The sequence below is a fragment of the Pseudomonas migulae NBRC 103157 genome (genome assembly GCF_002091715.1).
Taxonomy (GTDB): domain Bacteria; phylum Pseudomonadota; class Gammaproteobacteria; order Pseudomonadales; family Pseudomonadaceae; genus Aquipseudomonas; species Aquipseudomonas migulae_A.
The window spans coordinates 78678-101852 of the sequence record NZ_BDAG01000012.1; the positions used below are offsets into that span (position 1 = coordinate 78678).

Genomic DNA, 23175 nt, shown 5'->3' on the forward strand with positions numbered 1-23175 from the left:
AGCAACGTCAAAAGCCGCACAGCTGACGGCTGTCACTACCTCCCCGTCCTACTCGCAAGGCCCTCGAAAGAGGGTCTACGGCGGAGTCATGTCTAATAAAAACAAGAGTCAACCTATGACAAAAGATCGAGGCAAACTGTGTGCGCTGTTCATCACAGGAGCGGGCGCCAACCTCGCCCAGGCCGCCGACAGCGGGTTCGTGGAGCAGTCCACTGCAACGCTGGTGACCCGAAACTATTTTTTCAGCAGGGATTTCTCCGATATCCGAGGTTCGGAAAAATCAATGGCTCAGGAGTGGGCGCAAGGCTTCATCCTCAATTTCAAGTCCGGTTACACGCCCGGGCTGGTGGGATTTGGCCTGGATGCCACAGGCAAGTTCGGCATCAAGCTCGACAGCAGTCCGGACCGGGTCAACTCGGGCTTGTTACCGGTGAAGGACGATGGCCGTGCCGCTGACAACTATGGTCGCCTGGGGTTGACGGCCAAGGTGCGTTTTTCCAAAACCGAACTGAAGGTCGGTGAACTGCAACCCAATATTCCTTCGCTGGTTTTCAGCGATATCCGCTTGCTGCCCCCCGCCTATCAAGGCGCGAGCATGACCAGCAGTGAAATACCCGGCCTGACGCTGCAAGCCGGGCACCTGACCTCTACGACCCTGCGCAACGAGGCCGGCGAGAGCAAACTGCAGGCCTTGCTGGGCAACAAGCCGCAACGCCAGGTGTCGAGCGATGCCTTCAACTACGTGGGCGGCGACTACGCGTTCAACAGTAATCGCACCACCGTGAGTGCCTGGCATTCCCGACTGGAGGATATCTACGAGCAGAACTTCTTCGGTTTAAAACACAGTGTGCCGGTGGGAAGTTGGGTGCTGGGGGCCAATCTCGGTTATTACGACGCCAAGGAAGAAGGTCGCAAACTGGTTGGCAAAGTCGACAACCAGGCGTTCTTCTCGCTGCTGTCGGCCAAGCTCGGGGGGCATACGTTCTATGCCGGTTACCAGGGCATGTACGGTGACAGCCCCTTTCCTCGCGTGTTTCTCAATGTCAGCGCGCTGGGTAACGAACTGCCGACCTACGAGTTCGTCTCGACCCATGAGCGCTCTTATCAATTGCGCTATGACTATGACTTCGCGGCCCTCGGTGTACCTGGATTATTAGCCAGCACACGCTATGTCACCGGCGACAATGTGAAAACGGGAATGGGCTTTGAAGGCAAAGATCGGGAGCGTGACCTGGACCTCAGTTACACCTTCCAGTCCGCCCCGCTGAAAGGCCTCGGCGTGCGAGTGCGCAACGCGATGGCGCGCTCCAACTACCGCACGGATATCAACGAGAACCGGTTGATCATCAGTTACACCTGGACGCTGTTCTAAGCGTTTGTCACGAACTGTGGGGGCGAATCGCTTCGCCCCCACACGTCACCTTTCACCGTTATCGATCTTCAACGGACTTCAACGGTTATCTCTATTTCGACACAAGCCCCCAATGGAATCTGAGCCACACCGAATGCCGAGCGTGCGTGTTTTCCCTGATCGCCGAACACCTCGGCAAACAGCTCCGAGGCGCCGTTCGTGACCAGGTGCTGCTCGGTGAAACGGGACGTTGAATTCACCAGGCTCAGCACTTTGACAATCCGCGTGACCCGATTCAGATCACCAAGATGAGCCTGCAGCGTCGCCAGCAAGTCGATGGCCGTCGAACGCGCGGCCGCATAGCCCTCCTCTGTCGTCAGCGATTCGCCCAGTTTGCCTGCCCAGACTTTGCCGTCCTTTTTCGCAATATGGCCGGACAGGTAAACGACGTTGCCAGTCTGCGCACTCATCACATAGGCAGCGGCGGGAGCGCCGGTGGCGGGTAACTCGATACCGAGGTCTTTCAGACGGGTATAAACGTCACGTTCATTCATGGGATTTCCTCGAACAGGATGTGCCAACGCCCGGAACTTCCGGGCGTTGGTCAAGTTGAAAAGTCTGAATCCGATGGTTTAGCCGGGCATCGATTCACGGCTGAAGGCGTCGAGTTCCTGCACCAGGCTCTGTGCTGCCATCATCACCAGGTCGCGGCCTTTATCCGGGCTGGCCAAGGACGGATCCGACCCCATGCGGCCATCCGGATGACGTGCGCGGAAATCGAGCGCTTCGCGGATAGGCCCCCACGGCGCGATCTGCGGCGAATACTGGGCGGACTTGATCGCGTCCGGGTAAGCCCATTGGGTGACGGCAATCTCGGACGGCGTGGCATGAATGCCGTGCCCCGTTGGGAACTGCTCTCGCGCCAGCTCACCTACCCCTTCCAGGTCCCACCAGTTGCACAACTTCAGCGCGAACCCCGCGGGGCGTCGAGCGAAGCTTGCTTCGGCATAGAGCTCCGAGAACGCCGCTTCAATGGAGGCGACGTTGCCGCCGTGGCCGTTGAGGAAGAGGATTTTCTCGAACCCGTGAGCGGCCAACGAACGTACCCAGTCGCCAATCGCGGCTATGAACGTCGACGGGCGAAGTGAGATGGTCCCGGGGAATCCAAGGTGGTGTTGGGCCATGCCGATGTTGAAGGTCGGAGCGATCAGGATGTCTGCCGATTTCTGCGCTTCGCGTGCAATGATTTCGGGACACATCCAGTCGGTCCCCAAAAGACCGGTCGGGCCGTGTTGTTCGTTGGAGCCGATCGGGATCACGATGGTGCGGCTGCGTTCAAGGAATTGCCCGATCTCGGCCCAGGTCGATAGGTGTAAAAGCATTTGGGTTCTCTCTATAAAAGGGTTCCTTTCGGAACTCGATTGATCAAGTGGGAGGCGGTTGATCAACCCGCACTGAATTCAGAAACCGGGCTGTCACCGGTGCGCGGTTTGGTGGAAAGGATCACGAAGGCTGCGCACAGGAACACGCAGCCCACAATGACGATGCCGAGATTGACGCTGCCGGTTGCCGTTTTTGCCCAGCCAATCACAGCGGGCCCCCAGAAGCCGCCGGAAAGACCGATGGTGTTGATCAAGGCGATCCCGCCCGCCGCCGCGTCACCCTTGATGTGTTCGGAGGGCATCGCCCAGAGCACGGTGTAGGCCATGAACATCATGGCGGTTGCCACGGTCAGCAGAACCAGCGACGCCATCAGGTGACCGTCGGCAAAGGGGTACATGAGCAGCAATGTTGCGCCAATGCCCGCAGGGACTGCGCAGTGATAGCGCCTTTCACCGACCCGGTCGGACCGGCGCCCTATCCAGTACATGCCGCATGCCGCTGCGACGTAGGGAATCGCGGCATACCAACCCAGTTGCATGGTGTCGTTGACGCCCTGGGCCTTGAGGATGGCCGGCAGCCAGAAACTCATGGCGTAGATCGAGAAGATGATGCAGAAATAGGCTGAGGCCAGGACGTAGATTTTCGGGTCGCGCAACACCGCCCGGAACGAATGGACGCGCCCCGTCGATGCACCGAGTTCACTCTCCAGCAGTTTCCTTTCCTCACCACTCAGCCAGCGGGCCTCAGAGGGCCGATTGGAAAGAACGAAATAGGTCAGAATGCCAAGGAACACGCAAGGCAGGCCTTCAATCAAGAACATCCATTGCCACCCCGCCAGACCACCAACGCCTTCAAACGTGGTGATCAGCCAGGCCGACAGTGGGCCGCCAACAATGCCACCGATGGGGCCGGCGATAAACACGATCGCAATGGCCCGCGCCATACGTTTCGGGCCATACCAGCAGGACAGGTAATAGATCATGCCCGGCGCAAAACCGGCTTCGAATACACCCAGCAGAAAACGCATCGCGTAAAACATCGGCACGTTACGCACGAACAGCATGCAGGCCGAGGTGATGCCCCAACACACCAGAATGCGGCTGAAGGTTTTCCGCGCCCCCACCTTCGGCAACATCAGGTTGCTCGGCAACTCGAACAACACATACCCCAGAAAGAAAATCCCCGCGCCCGCGCCGTAGGCCGCATCGGAAAGTCCGAGATCATTTTGCATCTGCAGCTTGGCAAAGCCGACGTTGATCCGGTCCAGATACGCAAACACGTAGCAAATGAACAGGAGCGGCAGCAGCCGCCAATTGAGCTTGCGGTAAAGGGCGGAAATGGCATCACTTCCTGCCGGCGCTGAAAAGGTTGACATGCGACTCTCCAATTATTCTTGTTGGGCTGCGTTCGTGCCCAGGAATGTTGCACCGGCACCTCAGGCCCAGCAAGAGCAACTAAGTTCGTGTATCGTTGCTCTGCAGGCAACACAGACTTTTTGAGGGAGACCCGGCATGCGCGAGATCAACCAACAACGGCTGCGATATTTTCATGAAGTGCTGGTCCACGGGTCGATTCGCGGTGCGGCGGACAGCATCAATACGTCGCCCTCGGTGATCACGCGCCAGATCAAGCTGCTGGAAGAGGAATTGGGAGCGAAGCTGTTCGAGCGTCAGGCCCGTGGCGTCCAACCCACCGAAGCCGCAGCGCACTTGCTGGAGTTCTGGCGAGGTTATCGCTCACATCAGGAGAAACTCGAAGACCAGCTCCAGGCGATCAAGGGCCTGCAGCAAGGCCATGTTCGAGTGGTGATCAGCGAGGGCTATGTCGATGCATTGGTCGACAACGTGCTCGCACCGTTTTGCAAACAGTACCCCAAGCTCGACGTCAGGCTGGACATCCTGCCCGTGGACGACGTGCTGAATGAAGTCGCCGAAAACCGTGCGCATATCGGCCTTGCCTATAACCCCCCTCCCCATTCGCACATCGATTATCGCGCGACGTCATCGCAGCCTGTGATGCTGCTGGTTCGACCCGATCATCCGTTGGCATTGAGAGGGGGAACCGCAACTGTCGCAGACATACTCGCTTGCCAACTGGTGTTGACGCCCACCACATTCGGCATCGGTCATGCGATAAAAATGCTGGAGTACGCCGAGAAGATCGAAATTCGCCCGGCGCTGGTCAGCAACTCCCTCGCAGCGCTCAAGCGCCTGGTGGCCTCCGGGGATTTCGCCTCGTTGCTCGGCGAATTCGCGGCCTATCGGGAAATCGCCAAGGGCAGCCTGGCAGCGGTATCGATCGACCATCCGTTGTTCCTGGGGGTCGAGGCCAAACTGCTGGTGAAGTCCGGCCGACCACTGGCCGCCCCGGCTCAGGAATTGCTGAACTGGATGTTGCAGCGTTTGCCGATGTTTGCGTCTGGCGACGAAATGGCATTGGCTTCACGGTGACCTCAGCGTTGCTTGCTGATCGGCTCAATGAACAAGGCCCGGGTCATTCAACAGTGTGCCCAGCCCGGCGCTTCGACTACCAGCATCGCGCTCAGCCATAGCCTCAACGCAAACCTGGTGTCACTCGTATGAACGTTCGAAACGCCGGTCAGCGCTGGATGGACTGACTCGGCTGCCGACACAGCGGACGATTGAGATTGGCCAATTGCTTCCGCATCGGTGGGTCACTGCATAACTTAGACAGGAAGACTTCGGCAGACGCTGACCCTGATTCTACTCACGCGCCATTTCAAAAAAATCAGGCCATGAGCCAAACGAAGATCGATTAGCTTCATGGCATTACGTAAATACGACGAATCCGTCATGCAGGGCGATCGGGATATTTCGTCTGATTATCGGGTAGAGCATCGTGCTCCGCTTGGCTATTGCGAGCGCTGGTGTGCTGATGGCCACAGCAATTGCCATGTTCACCACTCTTACCGTGTTCATGTCCGCCATGCCCACGGTGCATGAAAAAGTGCATCAGTGGACAGGCCAATAGCAGCAGGAATGGCAGATAGGGAAGGACGTGAGCCCTGTGCTCGGTGAACAGGAAGTAACCGGCGATGGCCAGGAAGCCTAAAAAATACCAGTTGGTGCCCCTTGCGCGGTGTTGGGGCAAGTTATGTTGATTCATGATGGCACTCCTTGGAGGGAACGGGAGGGAGGGTCATGACGCAAGACCACTTCCCATTTTGCTGAAGCGCTATCGCAGGTGTGAGCATAGCGAGCCAGAGCATCGGTTTACGTGTCCAATGCGTCGAAAATCCAGGGTGGTGAGTCACATAAAGTATCAAGGCAGATTCTTCCTTTTCAGTTGCCGATTAGCCTCGGCCACGTCCTTGTCAAATTGGCGGACGCTGCGAAAAAGTTGCACGCCGACCAAGACCGGGCACAGCAGGAAAATCGCGGCTATGGCAAACGATTTCCCGGTCAGCCCCAACAGGTAGAGCACAGTGGCGATGCCCACAACACTCACCAGTAGACAGATAATTAAAACTTCGCGGTTCATGATTGAGGCCCCTGATTCAAGCCGATACGGGCACCTTTCAGCATCGCGGAATTGGCGATTACCGACAGGGAGCTGAGTGCCATCGCAGCGGCAGCGATGATGGGATTAAGCAGTCCGAAGGCCGCGATTGGAATGCCGATACTGTTGTAGATGAATGCCCAGAACAGGTTTTGTTTGATCTTGACCATCGTTGCGCGCGACAGCCTGATCGCGGTAACCACGTCGCGGACATCGTTCTTGAGCAAGATAATGCCGCCGGTTTCCTTGGCTACATCGGAGCCCGAGCCAATGGCGATGCCGATGTCAGCGGTGGCCAGGGCAGGCGCATCGTTGACGCCATCGCCAACCATCGCCACGACCTGCCCTTCGCTTTGCAATTGACGGATCATTGCGGCCTTGTCGTCCGGCAAGACCTCGGCAATCACTCGCTCGATGCCGCACTGCCGCGCGACCGCTTCGGCAGTGCGGTGGTTATCACCGCTCAGCAGCACGACCTTGATGCCGCTTGCCTGCAATGCAGCAACGGCTTCAGCCGCTTCAGGTTTTATGGTGTCGGCCACAGCAATGACCCCGAGCAAGCGGTCGTCGACCCCGACCAGCATCGCGGTTTTGCCATCGGCTTCCAGACCGATGAGGTGCTCCTCGGCAGCCTCGGTCGAAATGCCTTGGCGGGCGAATAAACGCCGGTTGCCCAGCCAGATTTTGCGACTGTCTACACTGCCTTCGATGCCGTGACCGGCGATCCCATTGATACCGGTCGCTTTCGGCAGGCCGAGGCCGCGATGCCGGGCGGCGCGCACTATCGCTGCGCCGAGCGGATGTTCTGAACCGGACTCCACGGCGGCGGCGAGCGTCAAGACCTCGTTTTCCAATGCTGTGCCAAGCGGGATCACATCGGTTACGTTGGGTTCGCCCCGGGTAATCGTGCCGGTTTTGTCGAACACCACCGTGCTCAGTTTTTCTGCCCGCTCCAGCACTTCGCCGCCGCGGATCAGGATGCCGTTATCGGCCCCCTTGCCAACACCGACCATTAACGCGGCGGGTGTCGCCACGCCCAGGGCGCAGGGGCAGGAAATAATCAAAACCGCGATAAAGGCCAATAGCCCCTGCGGGAAATTCCCCACAAGAGACCAGCCGACCAGGGCCAACAGCGCGACCGCCACCACCACCGGCACAAAGTAGCCGGTAACCTGATCGGCCAACCGCTGGATCTGTGCCGTGCTGTTCTGCGCTTCTTCGACCATCTTGATGATCTGCGCCAGTGCGGTATCGGCACCGATCCTGCTCGCCTTGAAAGTGAGCATTCCACTGCCATTGAGCGTACCTCCGATCACCGGACTGCCCGGGTGTTTGTCGACCGGCATCGACTCGCCCGTCAGCATCGACTCATCTACCGTTGACTGACCTTCACTGACTTCACCATCGGTGGGGATTTTTTCGCCAGGTTTGACTATCAGGAACTCGCCGGCCATGACGTTTTCAGCAGGCAGGTCGACTTCTTGCCCATCACGAATCACATGCGCGATCGCTGGTTTGAGATCAAGCAAGCGCCGTACTGCCGCTGAAGATTTCTTCTTGATGATCTCCTCCATGTACCTGCCCAGCAGTACGAAGGCAATGATGACCGCCGACACCTCGAAATAGACGTCGCGCTCGGCCACCTTGACCGGCAGGACGTCTGGAAAAAACAACACCGCGACACTGTAGAAATAGGCGACCGACGTGCCGAGGGCGATCAGAAAATCCATGTTGATGTTACGGGTACGAACGGCGTTCCACGCCCCCTTATAAAAACTCCAGCCACCGATGAACTGCACCGGTGTTACCAGCAGGAATAGCCAGATACCCCACGTGAACCAAGGGAGTGCCGGGATCGGCACCCAAGTGAGCAATGTGGCACCAGCGGCCAGCGCGATGAAGGCGCCTGCACGCAGCAGCGCCAGGGCCAGTACACCGGTCAGGGCGATAGCCACTCGGGTTTTCATCGCCTTCAGTTCAACTTCTGGCGACTCGAAGGTGCGCAAGCAGGTATCGCTGCAAAAGTAATAGCTGCGCCCGCCACGTTCTCGTGACAACGCTGTGGTCTTATCCACCATCATCCCGCAGATCGGATCTTTCGCCATTTTTCCTGATGCAACTGCCTGCTGATGTTGGCTGTGCTGCATGTGTGATTCGTTCATCACTGCCTCCTACTCGAAGCGGCTATCAAGACCTGCCATGGAGCTTGGCGGACAACCACGCAAACAAGGTGCCGACCATCGCACCCCAGACACTCAAGACCAGCAGCGGTCCGACGAAAGTCGCCACGCTGTAGTCTTGCGGAGCTTGCAGACGACCGAAGTCGAGCCCATGGAACAAGGCGCTGAGAAAGGCGATTCCCTGCGTCGGCCATAGCGCATAGAGCAGCGCACAGATGGTGTAGGAAACGGCCATGGTCAGGGCCAGAGAAATGCCAGTTTTCCAAGGAGCGTTCATGGCTGTTTTCCTGAGCCTGGAGGAGCGCCAGTAGGGGTGTTGGGACTGCGGGAGGTTGACCAGGGCAGGAATGCAGGAGTCTGTTCACAGTAAGTGCGGTAGGCATCGCCGAATCGCGCGAGCATCTCCTGTTCTTCCCGCTTCGCCAGCTTGGCGTAGACCACCAGGAGGATTGGAAACATCACCAGGGTGATCAATGTCGGCCACTGCAACAGAAAGCCGAACATGATCAGCACGAAGCCAACATACTGCGGGTGACGGATCCGCGCATAGGGCCCGTCGAGCGCTAGTTGCCCAGTATTTTGGGCCTTGTAGAGCACACGCCAGGCGGCCGCTAATAACCAGAAACCGCCAGCGATCAGCAGGTTGCTGAGAATGTGGAATGGCCCCCAATGCGGGTTGACCTTCCAGCCCATCACTGTTTCGAGCAAATGCCCAGCGTCGTGCGAGAGGAAGTCGATGCCAGGGAAGTTACGAGTGAGCCAAGGCGTCAACAGGTAGATGGTCAACGGAAAACCGTACATTTCGGTAAACAGAGCGACCAGGAACGCCGAGAACATGCCAAAGGAGCGCCAGTCGCGGCTCGTCTTAGGCCGGGTGAAACTGAAGGCGAACAAGATAAACACTATTGAGTTGATAATGACCAGCGACCAGAGGCCGTAGGCCGATTCTGTATGGCTCATGGTTGGTGCTCCTCAACAAAACACATCAGACGGGTGCTGGCTGCATTGCCCATCCAGAGCCATGTCATTTGCAGCCGCTCTACCGCACATTTACTGTTTCATTGGCATGTCCATCATGGATGACTGCTGCCCCATCATCTGCATCATCATGTCCATCATCCCTTTGCCTGCGCCGTCCTTGGCACCAGACATGCCCATGCAACCCATCGCACTCTGCTCCTTGCTCATCATGGCCATGCTCTCCTTCATCACATTCATGCCCTCTTGCAAGGCGGACTGACGCTCAGCCAGCGTTTCTGCCGCTGCCGCTTTGTCATGCGCAGCCTGCATTTTCTGCATTTGCTCGGTCATGGCTTTGGTCATGGCCGTCGATGCCGGGGCAGCGCTCACCGTTGAGTCGGCCGGCGCGTCGGCCGGGTGATGCGCATCCTCGGCAGAGACCGTGAATGCACTGCTAGCCAAGACGGCAGCCAGAACCCATTTAGAATGCATTTGCATGATGAACTCCTGAGATTGTGAGGGGATAAGCAGGAATGACCTCATCGCGAAAACGCGACGCAGCAGGACAGAGCAGCCAATGCTCTGCCGCTCTGAGGCAGGGGGGTTAATCGTTGAAACGGACGAAAGTCAGCCGTACCGGGCTTTCCGGTGGCGCGGGACGTTTCAATACAAGAGTGGCGAGAGAGGATTTGTGCTGAGGATCAAGCACCATAATCAGGACTGCCGCCGTTAGCAGTAACAGGACGGCCCAATGGACAGGATCCGCTGCTGGCGTCTGCAATGCAGGTTTTATCGCCGTGGCGGTGTCTTCACAGCTCTGAAGGCAACCATTGGCGTGGAGCGCATGACCATCCACCACATACTGCTCGACATTGTGTGGTGCGGCCAAATTGTGAATCGGCTGTACCAGACACCCCTGGATTGCCGTCACGGCCACGGCTAACACCCATACCATGAGGGTAAGGTGCAATAGACTTCGGCGGTGACGGTGGAACCAGTACATGAAGTACAACCTCGACTTTTTACGTCGTGTTAATTTTCAGTCTAGCCAGCAAAGCAATGCAGAGTTTGATCAAAATCAAACAAATTGATGACTTGAGAAGCGCAAGGCTCGCCTTGAATCGTCCCTGGTTATGGGCTGAGTTCGGCATGGGCATCGAGTCGTCTGACTCGTCAGCCGATTGGATCGAGTTGAGTTTTTGCGACAGGCAGCAATCGGCGAGAAACAGACCTCCATCACCCCACTGTCTCTTGGGAGTCTTCAAAATGATGCTGTAACAGTGGCACGCCTCGCTTACAGCCAACATAGACAAGTACTCCCCCCTAAAATCTCACTTGAAACGCGCAATAGATAGCCAGCTATTTGTTGATGAAAGTCTGAAGTATTCATTTGAAGTTTCAGATTCTTTCGCCGCCCGGCCTGTGCCTAACATCGGCTCCACAGCGAACCCGCCTCGGTATCGTTCAGTGGGTCAGATGACGCAGAGATCCGGATCCAAAGTCCTCTGCCGCACCCGACCATTGATCGCTTAGTGGCTTGGCGCCGTCGACGTGCTTTTGCAGTAGACCCTGGGTTTTTTGAGGATCACCGATGAAGCTGGAAATCTTTCGCACGCTGTGGGGTTACACCGCCAGCAAGGCTCAAGCGCTCGAGGAGTTGCTGCAAGCGGGCTTCGATGGCATGGAAGCACGCCTGCCACTGGACGCCCGTGAACGGGCTGAATTTGGCGCGTTTCTCCAGGCCAATCGCCTGGGCTATATCAGCACCGTCTTCACCGCGTACGACGTGCTGCCCGACCAGTCGGCAACGCCTGCCGTTCACCTCAATGACCTCGATCAGAAACTCGCCTGGGCCGCCGAGCTCGGCCCACGCTTCGTCAACGCGCTGGCGGGCAATGATCGTTGGTCCTTGCCACAGCAAGTGGAGTTCTTCGGTCAGGCACTGGAACTGGCGCGCAAGCATGGTCAGGTCTGCAGTTTCGAAACTCACCGCTCGCGTTCGCTGTTCAATCCCTGGGTGACCCTGGAATTGATCCGGCAACTGCCCGATCTGCTGTTCACCAGTGACATCAGCCATTGGGTCGTGACTTGCGAACGTCTGTTGAATGACCCGGCCGATGACCTGAGCGCTTTCATTGAGCGGGTTCACCATATTCAGGCACGTGTCGGTTACGACCAGGGCCCGCAGGTTCCGCACCCGGCAGCTCCCGAATATGCAAAAGAACTGGCTTTCCATCAGCAGCACTGGGAAAGCATCTGGCGATCGCAGCAAGCCCGCGGTTACCAGGTCAGCACCCTGACCCCGGAATTCGGCGCCGACGGCTACCTGCATCATTTGCCCTTCACCAATGTCCCCGTCGCCGACCTGTGGTCGTTGAACGTGTGGATGGGCCAGACCGAGCGCAAACACTTCGAGCGTTTTCACCACTCAAGCCATCCTTAGGGAGCCTTTGCGTCATGCCTGACAATAAAGACAACAGCGCCAGCACTGACCCACAGAAAGCCAATTTCAATAGCATCCCGGTGGTGAACATCGCCGGGCTGTTTAGCTTTGAACTGGAACACCGCCTCGCCGTGGCTGAACAATTGGGGCGCGCCGCCAGCGAAGTCGGGTTCCTCTATATCACCGACCACGGTATCGACCCGCAACTGATCGCCAACCTGCGCCAGGCGGCCAAGGACTATTTCGACCAGCCCCTGGACACCAAGATGCAGCATTACATCGGCACCTCGCAAACCCATAAGGGCTTTGTACCCGAAGGCGAAGAGGTCTATTCCAAAGGCAAGCCAGACCACAAGGAAGCCTTCGACGTCGGCTTCGAAGTCCCGGCCGATGACCCGCTGGTGCTGGCCAACACCCCGTTGCTGGGGCCCAACGACTGGCCGCAGTTGCCGGGCTTCAAAGCGGCGGTGCAGGCCTACTATGAAGCGATCTTCGCCTTGGGCCGGCGCCTGTTCAACGGCTTTGCCCTGACCCTGGGCCTGGAAGAAAACTACTTCGACAGCCTGGTCACCCGACCGCCGTCCAAGCTGCGCCTGATCCACTACCCCTTCGACGGTGCAGCCCAAGACGCACCAGGACTTGGCGCCCATACTGATTACGAGTGCTTCACCATTCTCCTGGCCGACAAACCCGGCCTGGAGGTGATGAACAACCTTGGACAATGGATCGATGCCCCACCGATTGCCGATGCCTTTGTGGTCAACATCGGCGACATGCTGGAAGTGATGACGGCAGGCGCATTCGTTGCCACCGCGCACCGGGTACGCAGTGTGAAGGAGGAGCGCTACTCCTTCCCGCTGTTTTATGCCTGCGACTATCACACCCAGATCAAACCACTGCCCGGGTTCGCCCAGGCAGGCAACGACTATGAAGAAATCACGATCGGCGAACACATGTATGGCCAGGCGCTGCAGACCTATCAGTATCTGCGCCAAAGGGTGGCCAACGGGGAAGTTCAACTACCAGGCAAGGCACGCAAGCCCGCCAGTTTCGGACATTTGAAAAATCAGGCTCAACCGTCCTGATTGAAGTTTTCAGCTACATCCCTTACCTACGCCGGAGTCAGTGAAAGATGAAAAACAACAAAAAAACCCTGTTGAGCTTGGCTGTATTGGCAGCCGGTATGCTCGGTGCCTCCGTAAGCATGGCGGCGGCAGACACATTCAAGGTCGGTATGGAAATCACCTACCCGCCTTTCGAGTCCTATGACAAGGACAAGAACGTGGTGGGTTCGGACCCTGAGCTGGCAGCGGCATTGGCCAAGCACATGAATGCCAAGGTGGAGTTCGTCGATACCAAGTTCCCGAGCCTGATCCTGGGCTTGAACTCCGGCAAGTACGACGCGGTCATTTCCGGCATGTACATCACCCCAGAGCGCCAGACGCAGGCCCAGACCATCGCCTATGCCAATACCGGCGCCTCCGTCATGGTGCCCAAGGGCAGCGAGATCAATGCGAAAAAACCTGAAGACCTGTGCGGCTTGAAACTGGGCCTGGAACAAGGCACTACCTGGGTCAAGCAATTCAGGAAGCTGTCCGATGAATACTGCGTGCCAAACAACAAAGGCGCCATCACCGTCAGCGAATACCCCTCGGCGCCCGAAGTGACCCAGGCCCTGTTGTCCAAGAACATTCAGGCCCAGGTTGAAATCGCCGGTGCAGCAAAAATGATCGCGGAAAAGACCAATGGCCGCGTGGTGATTACCACCGAGCACCCGATTTATCAGCAAACCCTGGGCATCTTCGTCAAGAAAGGTAACGACGAAGCTTTCAAGGCCATGCAAAAGGCCTTCGAGGAGACCAAAAAGAGCGGTGAATACGCCGCCATTCTTAAAAAATATGGCTTGGAAGAACCGACTGCCAACTAAGTATCTGTCCTTTTAGATTGGTCATCTGCCGCCCCGGCACCGGGGCGGCAGATCGAGGTGCCCCATGCAATTCGATTGGTCGTATTTTCTCTCCCTGTTCTCCCTGCCGGACTTCTGGAATGCCTGCATTACGGTAATCCAACTCAGTGCCTTGGCATGGTTCATCGGCATGCTGCTGGGTTTTGTCCTGGCCACGGCCAAGCTGTCCCAATCGCCGTTGCTGCGCATTCCCGCAGCGGTCTACATCTGGTTCTTTCGCAGCATCCCGTTGCTGGTGCTAGTGGTGTTCGTCTACAACTTGCCGCAATTGTTACCCGGCAGCGGACCGATTCTGTCCAACCCCTTCTACTCCGGCTTGCTGGCCCTGGTGGTCACGGAAGCGGCGTACATGGCGGAAATCCATCGTGGCGGTCTGATTTCCGTGGCCAGGGGCCAGAAAGAAGCCGGGCGCGCACTGGGTGTCGGCCTGCTCGGCATGCAACGCTTGATCGTGATTCCACAGGCATTCCGTATTTCGCTGCCCACCTTGATCAATGAATACATCACGGTGGTCAAGCTGACATCGCTGGTCTCGGTCATTTCCCTGACCGAAATCCTCACCGTCGGGCAACGCCTCTATGCCACTAACTTCCTGGTCATGGAAACCCTGGCGGCGGTCGGCGTCTACTACGTGTTGATCGTCACTGTGTTCGGCTTCTTCCTGCAGCGTCTGGAGCGCTACCTGGACCTGAATTTCCGCAAGCCGCACACACTCGACGCGGCCGCCATCGCCAGGTTCAAGGCCTGCGCCGAAGCATTGCCCGACAATGCGCGCAAAGCCGCCGGCAACAACACGACGCCTATCCTGCAACTCAAGAACATCCAGAAGAGCTATGGCACGCACAAAGTGCTGCTGGGTATCGACCTCAATGTCCAATACGGCGAGGTGGTCTCGATCATCGGGCCATCCGGCTCAGGCAAAACGTCGCTGATCCGTACGGTCAACGGTCTGGAGAGCATCGATACGGGCGACATTTTGTTGTTTGGCGAAAAATTCATCGAGGCCTCGGACAAACCCAACAGCTCTCGCCTGCGCAAAGGCGTGCGACAGATCGGCATGGTGTTCCAGAACTTCAACCTGTTCCCGCACCGTACCATTCTCGACAACGTCACGCTGGCCCCGCGTTACCACGGCCAGCCGGGCGAGCTGAGTGAACATCGTGCTTATGCGCTACTGGACAAGGTCGGCCTGCTGGCCCATGCCCACAAATACCCGCATCAACTCTCCGGTGGGCAGCAACAGCGCGTGGCGATCGCTCGGGCCCTGGCCATGGAGCCGCAGATCATGCTGTTCGACGAGCCGACCTCGGCCCTCGATCCGGAACTGGTCAATGACGTGCTCAACGTGATCCGCGATCTGGCCAAAGAAGGCATGACCATGCTGATCGTGACTCACGAAATGGACTTTGCCATGTCGATTTCCGATCGGGTGATTTTCATGGAGAACGGCAATATTCAACTCGATGCTGCACCTGAAACCATACGACGCGATGCCGAAGGAGAACGAGTGCGGCGCTTTATGGGCATCGGTGTTCGAGCGCCAAACACGCCTGTAACTGCGGATCATGCGTGAACAGGAACCCCCTTTCTTTGAGCTTTGTTCTTTCAGGTAAACACGCATGAATCTTGGCATCGCAGGACGCTGGGCACTGGTGTGCGCCGCCAGCAAAGGTCTGGGTAAAGCTTGCGCACAGGCACTCGTCCACGAAGGTGTGAACGTGGTGATCACGGCACGGGGCGAACAGACGCTGAATGAAACAGCCCGTCAGCTCAGAGCGATCAATCCTGAGGTGACCGTCATCGCCGTCGCCGGAGATATTTCGACGCCTGAAGGTCGGGCGGCAGCGCTCAACGCCCATGCGCATTTCGATATCTTGATCAACAACGCCGGAGGCCCTCCTCCCGGGGATTTTCGCGAATGGAACCGCGATGCCTGGCTCAAGGCGCTGGATGCCAACATGCTCACCCCGATCGAGTTGATCAAGGCAACCGTCGACGCAATGGCAACTCGCGGATTTGGCCGAATCATCAACATCACGTCGAGTGCCGTGAAGTCCCCTATCGAAAGCCTGGGCCTGTCCAATGGCGCGCGCAGTGGTTTAACAGGGTTTATCGCAGGGCTGGCCCGGCAAGACAACATTGCCAGTCGCAATGTAACGATCAACAACCTGCAACCGGGTTCCTTCGACACCGATCGACTGCGTGACAACCTGGTCGCCGCGGCTCATGAGATGGGGCTGGACAGTGAGGCATTCCTTGACGAATGCCGTAGCGAAATTCCTGCCAGACGCTTCGGCTCACCCGAGGAATTCGGAGCGCTTTGCGCCTTCGTTTGCAGCAGTCATGCGAGCTACCTGACCGGGCAGAACCTGCTGATTGATGGAGGGGCCATTCGCTCCAGCCAATAATGAAGGCGCACGAAATTTCACTCAGGGGAACATTGCCGTAGCTGGGCCTCGCGCCAGTCCCTGGGGGCATGACCGTAGCACTCTCGGAAAACCCGGCTGAAATGTGAGAGATCGTTGAAGCCCCAACGAAAAGCGATTTCGGATATCCGCAACGTGGCGTTGGCCGGGTTCAACAGATCGGCACTGCAACGTTCCAGGCGACGACGCAAGATGTACCGCATCAGCGAAGAACCCTCATGCTCAAACAGCTTGTTGATGTAACGCGCTGAGAGCCCTGTCCGCTGGGAGACGTGTTGTGCGTTGAGGGTTGGATCGCGGAGGTTGTCGTTCACAAAGACTTTCACCCGCATCAAGGTCAGCGCCTGGCTGCGAGAATGCTCGAGGTCGAGGGTTTGCTGATTGCCGAGCGTCAGCGCAATCAGATTGGTGGCCGACTCGGACAACCTGAGCATTTCGGCCGCAGAAAACTGACTGATTTGTGACGTCACGCTTTCCAGAAACATACGCATGACGCGTCCGACCGGATTGTCCATGGAGATTCGCGTCGCCATACGGCTTTCCATACCCACGACCAGTTGATTCAAGCAAGGCCTTGGCAGGCTGACGATGATCTGTCGCCAATCATTGGCAAAGTTCAGTTGGTGCGGCCGTGTCGCATCATAAATGGCGAAATCCCCCGGCCCGATAACAGCTCGGTTGCCGTCCTGTTCCAACTGCTCGGTGCCCTCGAGCATCAACACCGCAAAGTATTTGTCTTCGTCCCGGGATCTGGGTTGCAGGTGACGACGATTGACTGCCTGAGCCGCTGCACTGACGTCACTGATTCGCAGCAGTTCGCACTTCTGCGATCTGACTTTTCCGAAGAACTCCGGGTTTGGCACAGCGCCGATTTCAACATCGGCAAACATCCGCAGAATCATTTCTCGCCAATAATCCACCCGCTCGGAAGTGGAACCGCCTTCAGTGGCAACGTCGATGTTTTCGCAGGACCAATTGGTCACCGGCATTCGCCTGCTGCCACCGAGGTCTGCGGTAGCGGCCCTCCATTCGCGCAAACCTCCATCTAATCGATTGCCCATGTGCGAAGCCCCCTTCCTGCGGAAGTGATTTTTATAATGACCTAGCAAGCCCCATACCAGGCACATCCGTGGGCCTAACGAAGCAACCTCTGCATGCAACGCCTGCCAAACATCGCATGGCAGTTCCAGAAGAAACACCCGCAGGCACAGCAACGTCGCCCGCCCGGTTTTCTCCAACCGTAGACCCCTTCTTACATCACTCCCCGATAGCTTTGCCACCGCCAGCGACCAAAGGGCCGCCTGAGAAAACTTTTTGTTCCGTGACAGCCAAGAACCCAATTGAGGACCACCGCATCCTTGAGCCAGCGCCGAACGGCAGTGGGCTCCAGACACGGTCATCAGTCGTCGCGACCTCACCGGCTTCGGCCGGCGAAAAACACGAAGGGCAGGTTCCGTAAATGTCCCCCCTACGAAGGGGCAATTCACAATAGGCGACAGACAATGAGCAAAGTTAAAGCGTGGCTAGTGCAACAGAGAAAGTCCGTTTTGCTTGGACTGATCCTGATAGGTACGTCGTTTGCCACCATGGCGGTAGAAGTGGCACCGGGTGACTACGAGCAATACCCGATAGGGGCAACTATCGGAGCCGTCTATTATCAGCATGCGACCACTGACTCGTTGCGATCCAATGGCCGCCAGGCCAGTGCGGATTTCAACCTGACATCCGACATCGGCATTCTGCGGTTGCTGCACGTCTATCAACTGAGCGATTCAGTCACCATCGACCCGCAATTCCTGCTGCCGTTCGGCCAGGTTTCCGGCCATGGCAGCGCCTCGGTGCTCGGTGACGCCAGCGGCACTGGCGACCTCATCCTGACGGCACCGATCAAGGTGCTTCTCAACAGTGCGCGAGACACCCTCAGCGCCAACGCCTACCTCTACGTGCCGAGCGGGACCTACGACAAAAACGATCCGATCAACCTGGGGGAAAACCGCTGGAAGGTCGACTTTCAGGCTGCCTACATCAAGCACTTTCTCGACAAGTGGGCGGTAGACCTGGTGGGCGACGCCATCTGGTACGGCGACAACGATGCATTTGGTCCCGGCTCGGCGGTGCTCAAGCAGAAAACCTCCTACAGCGCGCAGATCATGACGCGCTACATGCCGGACCCCGCCACGTCTTTCGCCGTGGGCCTGGGCCATATCCGGGGTGGGGAAACAGAGGTCGATCAGCTCGACCGCGATGACGCCATGCGCACCACCAACATTCGCCTGACCGCCACCCGGTTCGTCACCGCCAAGGATCAGTTCCAGCTCCAGCTGGGCCGTGATCTTTCAGTCGAAAACGGTCCCAAAGAGGACTTTCGCATGAACCTGCGCTATGCGCGGGTGTTTTGATCCCTGCCTTCCTCCAAACACGCACCCACTTGCACCTGTTGCGTGTAGTCGGGATGCCAATGGTCTGTATAAAAAAGAGAGAAACGTATGGAATCCGCGATTGATAAACACCTGATGTGCCCTCGCTCTCGTGACCGCAGAATTGAAAATGACTACACCCCGCCTTACCCGGGTTGGGTCGGTCACGCAGATGCCTCGGTCGAGCAAGTGGTCATGGCCTATTTCGGCGTTCAGTCCAAGGGCGAGATTTACCTGGGTGCCGCCTGCGCGGCACTGCGCAAAATCGTGCAGCGTTTCGAACTGGCCGACGGACCGGGCCATCACGATATCACTCACTACGTCGATGCCGCCGGCTACGACAACATGATCGCCATCGCCTATTGGGATAGCCCTCAATCCTTCCTGCGCTGGCAATCCAGTGAACCCGTGGCCCAGTGGTGGAACGCCGACGATCTGGGCAACGACGGCCTGGGCTACTTCCGGGAAATCCTGACCCCGGGTGTCGAACGCTTTGAAACCTTCTACGCCATGCCCAATGACCTGGAAGGGATCGGGGTGGTGATGGGGTCGCGCAGTGACGACATCCAGGAACACGGCTACTGGGGCTCGATGCGCGACCGAATCCCGTTGTCCCAGACCGACCCCATGTCCCCTGCCGGGCAGCTTGAGGTGACACCGGCCTCACGCCGAATAGTGATCAAGGGCCATGAGAATCTGGTGGTCATCCGTTCGGGCCAGGACTGGAGTGAAACCGAAGGCACGGAGCGTGACCTGTACCTGAACCAGATGGAACCGGCGCTGCGAGCCGGCATGGAGTTCCTGCGCGACGACGGTTTGCCGGTGGGTTGTTACAGCAACCGTTACATGCAGCATCTGAACACCAACGGACAAAGGCTGGAGAAGACTTTTTCAGTCAGTCACTGGCGCTCACTCGCGCACCTGGAGCGCTGGTCCGAATCCCATCCGACTCACATCGAGATTTTTGGCACTTTCATGAAGATCGTTCAGAAACTGGGGGGCGAGCTCAAGTGGAAGGGCTATCACGAAGTCAGCGTGCTACGTGCCGAGGATCAACTGTACGAGTACATCAATTGCCATGCTGCGACCGGCTTGATGCATCGCAGCTGACATTCCGTATCGTCTGGAGGATAGCGATCATGAACGACCATTCCAATACTGCGCGGGCGACGGCGTCCAACCGCGCCGTTGCGCTTAAAAACGCCCTGAAGGAACGCGAGTTGGTTCCAGAGGGGTACATCGAGAAATTTACCGAGATCATGGAAAACGATTTCGACCCGGCCAATGGCGCACGCGTCGTCGCCAGGGCCTGGGTCGATCCGCAATACCGGCAGCTGCTACTGAGCGATGGCACCGCCGCCTGCGCGCAGTTCGGTTACACCGGCGTACAAGGCGAATACATCATTGCATTGGAAAATACGCCGACCCTGCAAAACGTCATCGTCTGCACGTTGTGCTCCTGCACTGCCTGGCCGGTCCTCGGCCTGCCACCTGACTGGTACAAAAGCTTCGAGTACCGCGCTCGCGTCGTGAGGGAATCCCGCACGGTACTGCGCGAGATGGGCCTTGACCTGCCGGACGAAGTCGAAATACGCGTGTGGGATACCAGTGCGGAAACCCGCTACATGGTTCTGCCCATGCGCCCCTCCGGCACCGAGGACTGGACCGAAGCACAACTCGCCACACTCGTCACCAAGGATGTGCTGATCGGCATCGCGCGCCCGCAATCTCCCACCCTTTCGCCGCGAGGGAATCAATGATGGATGGCATACATGATTTGGGAGGTGTTCAGGGGTTTGGACGCGTGCAGCACAGCGCCAATTCACAATCTTACAAACCGGTGTTCCATGAAGACTGGGAACACCTTGGCTACAGCCTCCTGTTCCTCGGTGCGGGGGAGCTGGGACTGTTCAATGTGGATGAGCTGCGGCACGCGATCGAGCGGATGGAACCCAGGCAATACCTTACGTCCAGCTACTACGATCGAATCATCGTGGGGGTCGCGTCACTGTTCGTGGAAAAAGGTGCAATCACCCGCCAGCGTCTTGAGGAACTTGCCGCGGGAGCGTATCCGTTGGCACTGCCTCTGGGGACCGGGCGCGCCGCCCGTCCACCAGCAACGCCGTTCCAGATCGGCGAACGGGTACGTGTGTGCGACGAACACGTCGACGGTCATGTCCGTATGCCCGGTTATGTAAGGGGCAAGTACGGGACTGTCGTGCATCGCACGACTCATGAATGGCCGTTTCCCGACACGGTCGGTCATGGCCTGCCGAGCGGCAGCGAGCCGACGTATCACGTTCTCTTCACCACTCAGGAACTCTGGGGCGATGCCGCAGACGCAGGCACGGTGGTTGTGGACCTGTTCGGCAGTTACCTGCTCAAGGCCTGAGGCCTCCCCCTTTCAGCGGATTGCTGCACGCAATGAATGGGGGAAGCCCCATTCATTTGCTTCCAGCAGCTCGCCTCCCTTTTTTCCAGCGAGGATACAAAATGTCCATTATTCGACCCGACACCGACGAACTCGAGGCAGTCGCCAACAGCCTGGGCATCCACCTGACGGCCAGACAACTCGAAGATTATCAGTCCGTGCTGCAAGCCAATTTTGACGCCTATGACGTGCTTGATCAGCAGGCCGACTTCCTCCCGCAAGTCTCTTACCCACGATCGGTCGGTCACGTCCCGAGCGCCGCGCAGAACCTTCTCGGCGCGTGGCAATGCCAGGCGCATATCCAGGGCAATAGCGAGGGACCACTGTCCGGAAGAACGGTGGTCATCAAAGACAACATCGCCGTCGCCGGCCTGCCAATGCTCAACGGGTCGTTTACCCTGGATGGCTATCGGCCCGAAGTCGATGCAACTGTTGTGACACGCTTGCTGGATGCCGGTGCAAGCGTCGCGGGCAAGGCTGTCTGTGAGGCCCTCTGTTTTTCCGGAGGGTCGCACACTTCAGCCAGCGGTCCGGTGCACAATCCACTGCGCCCGGGCTACTCCGCCGGCGGCTCCTCCTCAGGCTGCGCTGCGTTGGTCGCCGCAGGTGAGGTCGACCTGGCAGTGGGAAGCGATCAGGGCGGATCAGTACGCATCCCCGCCTCTTTCTGCGGCGTGTACGGGATGAAGCCGACCCACGGCCTGGTGCCTTACACGGGCGCCATGCCGATCGAAAGTACCCTCGATCATCTGGGGCCTATCACCCGCTCGGTGCAAGACAATGCGCTGATGCTCGAAGTCTTGGCCGGCGTCGACGGGCTGGATCCGCGTCAATTGGCCGGGACCACGACTGCGCGCTACACCGAGGGCCTGTCCCGGGGCATTGCAGGGCTCAAGATAGCCGTGCTCAGGGAAGGATTCGGCCATGCCAACTCCGAGACCGACGTCGACCAGGCGGTGCGTCAGGCAGGCGAGGTGTTCCGTGCTCAAGGGGCGGTGGTCGAAGAAGTGTCCATCCCCATGCACCTGCTGGGTCCAGCCATCTGGCTGGCGATCGCTGCCGAAGGCGCCACACAGCAACTGATGCACGGCAACAGCCATGGCTTCAACTGGCGGGGGCTCTACCTGACTGACATGATGGAGCACCATGCCAGCTGGCGAAATCGAGCGGATGATTTACCCGATACGGTCAAGACTACGATGATCCTTGGCGAGTATTTAACCCGCAAATACCATGGAAGCTATTACGGCAAAGCCCAGAACCTGGGGCGCAAGTTGCGCCTGGCCTATGACGAGATATTGACCCGCCACGATCTGCTGCTCATGCCTACACTCCCTCTAAAAGCCACCCCGCTACCGCCAGCCGATGCATCGTTGGCGGATTACCTGGGACGCAGTTTCGAAATGCTGGCAAACACCTGCGGTTTCGATGTCACCGGGCACCCGGCCATGTCACTCCCCTGTGCCATGAGCGATGGCTTACCCATCGGCTTGCAACTGGTGGGCAAACATTTCGCCGAAGCCGACCTTTATCGTGCGGCCTATGCCTTCGAGCAGAACTCTGACTGGAAGGTTCGCTAAACCGATGACACCCCCGACGTGAGGCACCTCACGCCGGGCTTGCCCAGACGATGCAGTGATGTGCGGAACGGAATTGCCCGCGCAGGTGTCGTTAGTAGTAGACACCGGTGTGTCGAAATCCCGTTCAGATGAAGAGGTAGTTTTCATGAACAACATCATTTACATCGTTGGGGCAGTGGTCATCGTCCTGGTTATCCTGTCGTTTGTCGGCCTCGTATAGCCTGCAAGCGCAAACCCGATCCGGGGCGACGGTCGCGGTTCAGTACGAGCCAAGCCTCGGTATTCGGAGGCCTGTCAGACATGTATCCGACGACTTCTGACGGTCGTTACTTTTTGGCCTGTTGGTACAGTGATCGCACACCAGAACATGGACGTCTGCCACGGCTATCGCCGTTTACCTGCGCATTTATCCTTCGAGTTTTATGGTTGTGCGGCGACTCACGCAAAATCGAATCCGCCCGCACTGCCAGGGTGCCAACCATAAAAAACGCACAAAAAAAAACGCCACTCATTGAGTGG

Annotated in this window: 23 protein-coding genes and 1 pseudogene; 13 read left to right on the forward strand and 11 right to left on the reverse strand. The window is 57.9% G+C overall.

Features of this window, described 5'->3' with window-relative positions; translation table 11 throughout:
- Positions 1-115 precede the first annotated feature (115 nt).
- A complete protein-coding gene (locus PMI01S_RS11795; RefSeq protein WP_084320101.1) occupies positions 116-1372 on the forward strand; it encodes an OprD family porin in 1257 nt (418 codons plus the stop codon).
- 68 nt (positions 1373-1440) lie between these two features.
- Here the strand turns inward: PMI01S_RS11795 and PMI01S_RS11800 are convergent, their stop codons facing one another.
- From PMI01S_RS11800 to PMI01S_RS11810, 3 genes are all read right to left on the reverse strand, one after another.
- Entirely contained in the window at positions 1441-1905 is a 465-nt protein-coding gene (locus PMI01S_RS11800) for a RidA family protein (protein WP_084320103.1), read from the reverse strand.
- Positions 1906-1983: 78 nt separating this feature from the next.
- Complete coding sequence (locus PMI01S_RS11805) at positions 1984-2733, reverse strand: creatininase family protein (RefSeq protein ID WP_084320105.1); 750 nt, start codon at positions 2731-2733, stop codon at positions 1984-1986.
- A gap of 62 nt (positions 2734-2795) precedes the next feature.
- Positions 2796-4109: an MFS transporter gene (locus PMI01S_RS11810; protein WP_084320107.1), complete on the reverse strand. Its 1314-nt coding sequence runs from the start codon at positions 4107-4109 to the stop codon at positions 2796-2798.
- A gap of 136 nt (positions 4110-4245) precedes the next feature.
- Here PMI01S_RS11810 and PMI01S_RS11815 point away from each other — a divergent pair, with 136 nt between their 5' ends.
- Positions 4246-5184, forward strand: coding sequence for a LysR family transcriptional regulator (locus PMI01S_RS11815; RefSeq protein ID WP_084320109.1), 939 nt, complete (start codon positions 4246-4248; stop codon positions 5182-5184).
- A 361-nt stretch (positions 5185-5545) separates the two neighbouring features.
- On the opposite strand, the gene PMI01S_RS11820 is transcribed toward PMI01S_RS11815, so the two are convergent.
- The 7 genes from PMI01S_RS11820 to PMI01S_RS11850 form a co-directional block, all read right to left on the reverse strand.
- Positions 5546-5860: a DUF2933 domain-containing protein gene (locus tag PMI01S_RS11820; RefSeq protein WP_084320111.1), complete on the reverse strand. Its 315-nt coding sequence runs from the start codon at positions 5858-5860 to the stop codon at positions 5546-5548.
- A 156-nt stretch (positions 5861-6016) separates the two neighbouring features.
- Positions 6017-6235, reverse strand: a complete 219-nt coding sequence (locus PMI01S_RS11825) for a hypothetical protein (RefSeq protein WP_084320113.1) — start codon at positions 6233-6235, stop codon at positions 6017-6019.
- Positions 6232-8415 (reverse strand): heavy metal translocating P-type ATPase, encoded by a 2184-nt coding sequence (locus PMI01S_RS11830; RefSeq protein WP_084320114.1) that lies wholly within the window; start codon positions 8413-8415, stop codon positions 6232-6234. Before PMI01S_RS11830 ends, PMI01S_RS11825 begins: the two co-directional genes overlap by 4 nt.
- Positions 8416-8440: 25 nt before the next feature.
- On the reverse strand, positions 8441-8710 hold the full coding sequence (locus PMI01S_RS11835; protein WP_084320115.1) for a DUF5676 family membrane protein: 270 nt from the start codon (positions 8708-8710) through the stop codon (positions 8441-8443).
- Positions 8707-9393: a methyltransferase family protein gene (locus PMI01S_RS11840; RefSeq protein WP_084320116.1), complete on the reverse strand. Its 687-nt coding sequence runs from the start codon at positions 9391-9393 to the stop codon at positions 8707-8709. Before PMI01S_RS11840 ends, PMI01S_RS11835 begins: the two co-directional genes overlap by 4 nt.
- A 90-nt stretch (positions 9394-9483) precedes the next feature.
- Complete coding sequence (locus PMI01S_RS11845; protein ID WP_084320117.1) at positions 9484-9891, reverse strand: hypothetical protein; 408 nt, start codon at positions 9889-9891, stop codon at positions 9484-9486.
- Positions 9892-9997: 106 nt separating this feature from the next.
- Complete coding sequence (locus PMI01S_RS11850; RefSeq protein WP_084320119.1) at positions 9998-10396, reverse strand: hypothetical protein; 399 nt, start codon at positions 10394-10396, stop codon at positions 9998-10000.
- Between the two features lie 588 nt (positions 10397-10984).
- Between PMI01S_RS11850 and PMI01S_RS11860 the strand changes: the two genes are divergently transcribed.
- The 5 genes from PMI01S_RS11860 (at position 10985) to PMI01S_RS11880 (ending at position 16210) form a co-directional block, all read left to right on the forward strand.
- The gene (locus PMI01S_RS11860) at positions 10985-11836 is read left to right on the forward strand and encodes a sugar phosphate isomerase/epimerase family protein (RefSeq protein WP_084320122.1); all 852 of its coding nucleotides are present in this window, start codon (positions 10985-10987) and stop codon (positions 11834-11836) included.
- Positions 11837-11850: 14 nt separating this feature from the next.
- The gene (locus PMI01S_RS11865; protein WP_084320124.1) at positions 11851-12921 is read left to right on the forward strand and encodes an isopenicillin N synthase family dioxygenase; all 1071 of its coding nucleotides are present in this window, start codon (positions 11851-11853) and stop codon (positions 12919-12921) included.
- A gap of 47 nt (positions 12922-12968) precedes the next feature.
- Positions 12969-13763: an ABC transporter substrate-binding protein gene (locus tag PMI01S_RS11870; RefSeq protein ID WP_084320126.1), complete on the forward strand. Its 795-nt coding sequence runs from the start codon at positions 12969-12971 to the stop codon at positions 13761-13763.
- 64 nt (positions 13764-13827) lie between these two features.
- Positions 13828-15375, forward strand: a complete 1548-nt coding sequence (locus tag PMI01S_RS11875) for an amino acid ABC transporter permease/ATP-binding protein (protein WP_084320128.1) — start codon at positions 13828-13830, stop codon at positions 15373-15375.
- Positions 15376-15421: 46 nt separating this feature from the next.
- Positions 15422-16210 (forward strand): SDR family oxidoreductase, encoded by a 789-nt coding sequence (locus PMI01S_RS11880; RefSeq protein WP_084320130.1) that lies wholly within the window; start codon positions 15422-15424, stop codon positions 16208-16210.
- Between the two features lie 17 nt (positions 16211-16227).
- On the opposite strand, the gene PMI01S_RS11885 is transcribed toward PMI01S_RS11880, so the two are convergent.
- Positions 16228-17568 (reverse strand): AraC-like ligand-binding domain-containing protein, encoded by a 1341-nt coding sequence (locus PMI01S_RS11885; RefSeq protein ID WP_235864429.1) that lies wholly within the window; start codon positions 17566-17568, stop codon positions 16228-16230.
- A 162-nt stretch (positions 17569-17730) separates the two neighbouring features.
- Between PMI01S_RS11885 and PMI01S_RS11890 the strand changes: the two genes are divergently transcribed.
- From PMI01S_RS11890 to PMI01S_RS31985, 6 genes and pseudogenes are all read left to right on the forward strand, one after another.
- A complete protein-coding gene (locus tag PMI01S_RS11890) occupies positions 17731-18627 on the forward strand; it encodes a transporter (RefSeq protein ID WP_084320134.1) in 897 nt (298 codons plus the stop codon).
- A gap of 87 nt (positions 18628-18714) precedes the next feature.
- Positions 18715-19755, forward strand: a complete 1041-nt coding sequence (locus tag PMI01S_RS11895) for a phenylacetaldoxime dehydratase family protein (RefSeq protein WP_084320135.1) — start codon at positions 18715-18717, stop codon at positions 19753-19755.
- 29 nt (positions 19756-19784) lie between these two features.
- The gene (gene nthA / locus PMI01S_RS11900) at positions 19785-20405 is read left to right on the forward strand and encodes a nitrile hydratase subunit alpha (protein WP_084320137.1); all 621 of its coding nucleotides are present in this window, start codon (positions 19785-19787) and stop codon (positions 20403-20405) included.
- Positions 20405-21037, forward strand: a complete 633-nt coding sequence (gene nthB / locus PMI01S_RS11905) for a nitrile hydratase subunit beta (RefSeq protein WP_084320139.1) — start codon at positions 20405-20407, stop codon at positions 21035-21037. Before nthA ends, nthB begins: the two co-directional genes overlap by 1 nt.
- Before the next feature lie 101 nt (positions 21038-21138).
- Positions 21139-22656 carry an amidase gene (locus tag PMI01S_RS11910; protein WP_084320141.1) on the forward strand — a complete coding sequence of 506 codons (1518 nt, stop codon included), beginning with the start codon at positions 21139-21141 and terminating at the stop codon, positions 22654-22656.
- A gap of 366 nt (positions 22657-23022) precedes the next feature.
- Positions 23023-23154 (forward strand): annotated as a pseudogene (locus tag PMI01S_RS31985) (histidine phosphatase family protein); the annotation flags it as partial.
- Between the last annotated feature and the right edge of the window lie 21 nt (positions 23155-23175).

Excerpts from the sequence above, each read along its gene's own strand:
- PMI01S_RS11795 (WP_084320101.1), top strand. The coding sequence starts at position 116 with ATGACAAAAGATCGAGGCAAACTGTGTGCGCTGTTCATCACAGGAGCG.
- PMI01S_RS11800 (WP_084320103.1), bottom strand. The coding sequence starts at position 1,905 with ATGAATGAACGTGACGTTTATACCCGTCTGAAAGACCTCGGTATCGAG.
- PMI01S_RS11805 (WP_084320105.1), bottom strand. The coding sequence starts at position 2,733 with ATGCTTTTACACCTATCGACCTGGGCCGAGATCGGGCAATTCCTTGAA.
- PMI01S_RS11810 (WP_084320107.1), bottom strand. The coding sequence starts at position 4,109 with ATGTCAACCTTTTCAGCGCCGGCAGGAAGTGATGCCATTTCCGCCCTT.
- PMI01S_RS11815 (WP_084320109.1), top strand. The coding sequence starts at position 4,246 with ATGCGCGAGATCAACCAACAACGGCTGCGATATTTTCATGAAGTGCTG.
- PMI01S_RS11820 (WP_084320111.1), bottom strand. The coding sequence starts at position 5,860 with ATGAATCAACATAACTTGCCCCAACACCGCGCAAGGGGCACCAACTGG.
- PMI01S_RS11825 (WP_084320113.1), bottom strand. The coding sequence starts at position 6,235 with ATGAACCGCGAAGTTTTAATTATCTGTCTACTGGTGAGTGTTGTGGGC.
- PMI01S_RS11830 (WP_084320114.1), bottom strand. The coding sequence starts at position 8,415 with ATGAACGAATCACACATGCAGCACAGCCAACATCAGCAGGCAGTTGCA.
- PMI01S_RS11835 (WP_084320115.1), bottom strand. The coding sequence starts at position 8,710 with ATGAACGCTCCTTGGAAAACTGGCATTTCTCTGGCCCTGACCATGGCC.
- PMI01S_RS11840 (WP_084320116.1), bottom strand. The coding sequence starts at position 9,393 with ATGAGCCATACAGAATCGGCCTACGGCCTCTGGTCGCTGGTCATTATC.
- PMI01S_RS11845 (WP_084320117.1), bottom strand. The coding sequence starts at position 9,891 with ATGCAAATGCATTCTAAATGGGTTCTGGCTGCCGTCTTGGCTAGCAGT.
- PMI01S_RS11850 (WP_084320119.1), bottom strand. The coding sequence starts at position 10,396 with ATGTACTGGTTCCACCGTCACCGCCGAAGTCTATTGCACCTTACCCTC.
- PMI01S_RS11860 (WP_084320122.1), top strand. The coding sequence starts at position 10,985 with ATGAAGCTGGAAATCTTTCGCACGCTGTGGGGTTACACCGCCAGCAAG.
- PMI01S_RS11865 (WP_084320124.1), top strand. The coding sequence starts at position 11,851 with ATGCCTGACAATAAAGACAACAGCGCCAGCACTGACCCACAGAAAGCC.
- PMI01S_RS11870 (WP_084320126.1), top strand. The coding sequence starts at position 12,969 with ATGAAAAACAACAAAAAAACCCTGTTGAGCTTGGCTGTATTGGCAGCC.
- PMI01S_RS11875 (WP_084320128.1), top strand. The coding sequence starts at position 13,828 with ATGCAATTCGATTGGTCGTATTTTCTCTCCCTGTTCTCCCTGCCGGAC.
- PMI01S_RS11880 (WP_084320130.1), top strand. The coding sequence starts at position 15,422 with ATGAATCTTGGCATCGCAGGACGCTGGGCACTGGTGTGCGCCGCCAGC.
- PMI01S_RS11890 (WP_084320134.1), top strand. The coding sequence starts at position 17,731 with ATGAGCAAAGTTAAAGCGTGGCTAGTGCAACAGAGAAAGTCCGTTTTG.
- PMI01S_RS11895 (WP_084320135.1), top strand. The coding sequence starts at position 18,715 with ATGGAATCCGCGATTGATAAACACCTGATGTGCCCTCGCTCTCGTGAC.
- nthA (WP_084320137.1), top strand. The coding sequence starts at position 19,785 with ATGAACGACCATTCCAATACTGCGCGGGCGACGGCGTCCAACCGCGCC.
- nthB (WP_084320139.1), top strand. The coding sequence starts at position 20,405 with ATGGATGGCATACATGATTTGGGAGGTGTTCAGGGGTTTGGACGCGTG.
- PMI01S_RS11910 (WP_084320141.1), top strand. The coding sequence starts at position 21,139 with ATGTCCATTATTCGACCCGACACCGACGAACTCGAGGCAGTCGCCAAC.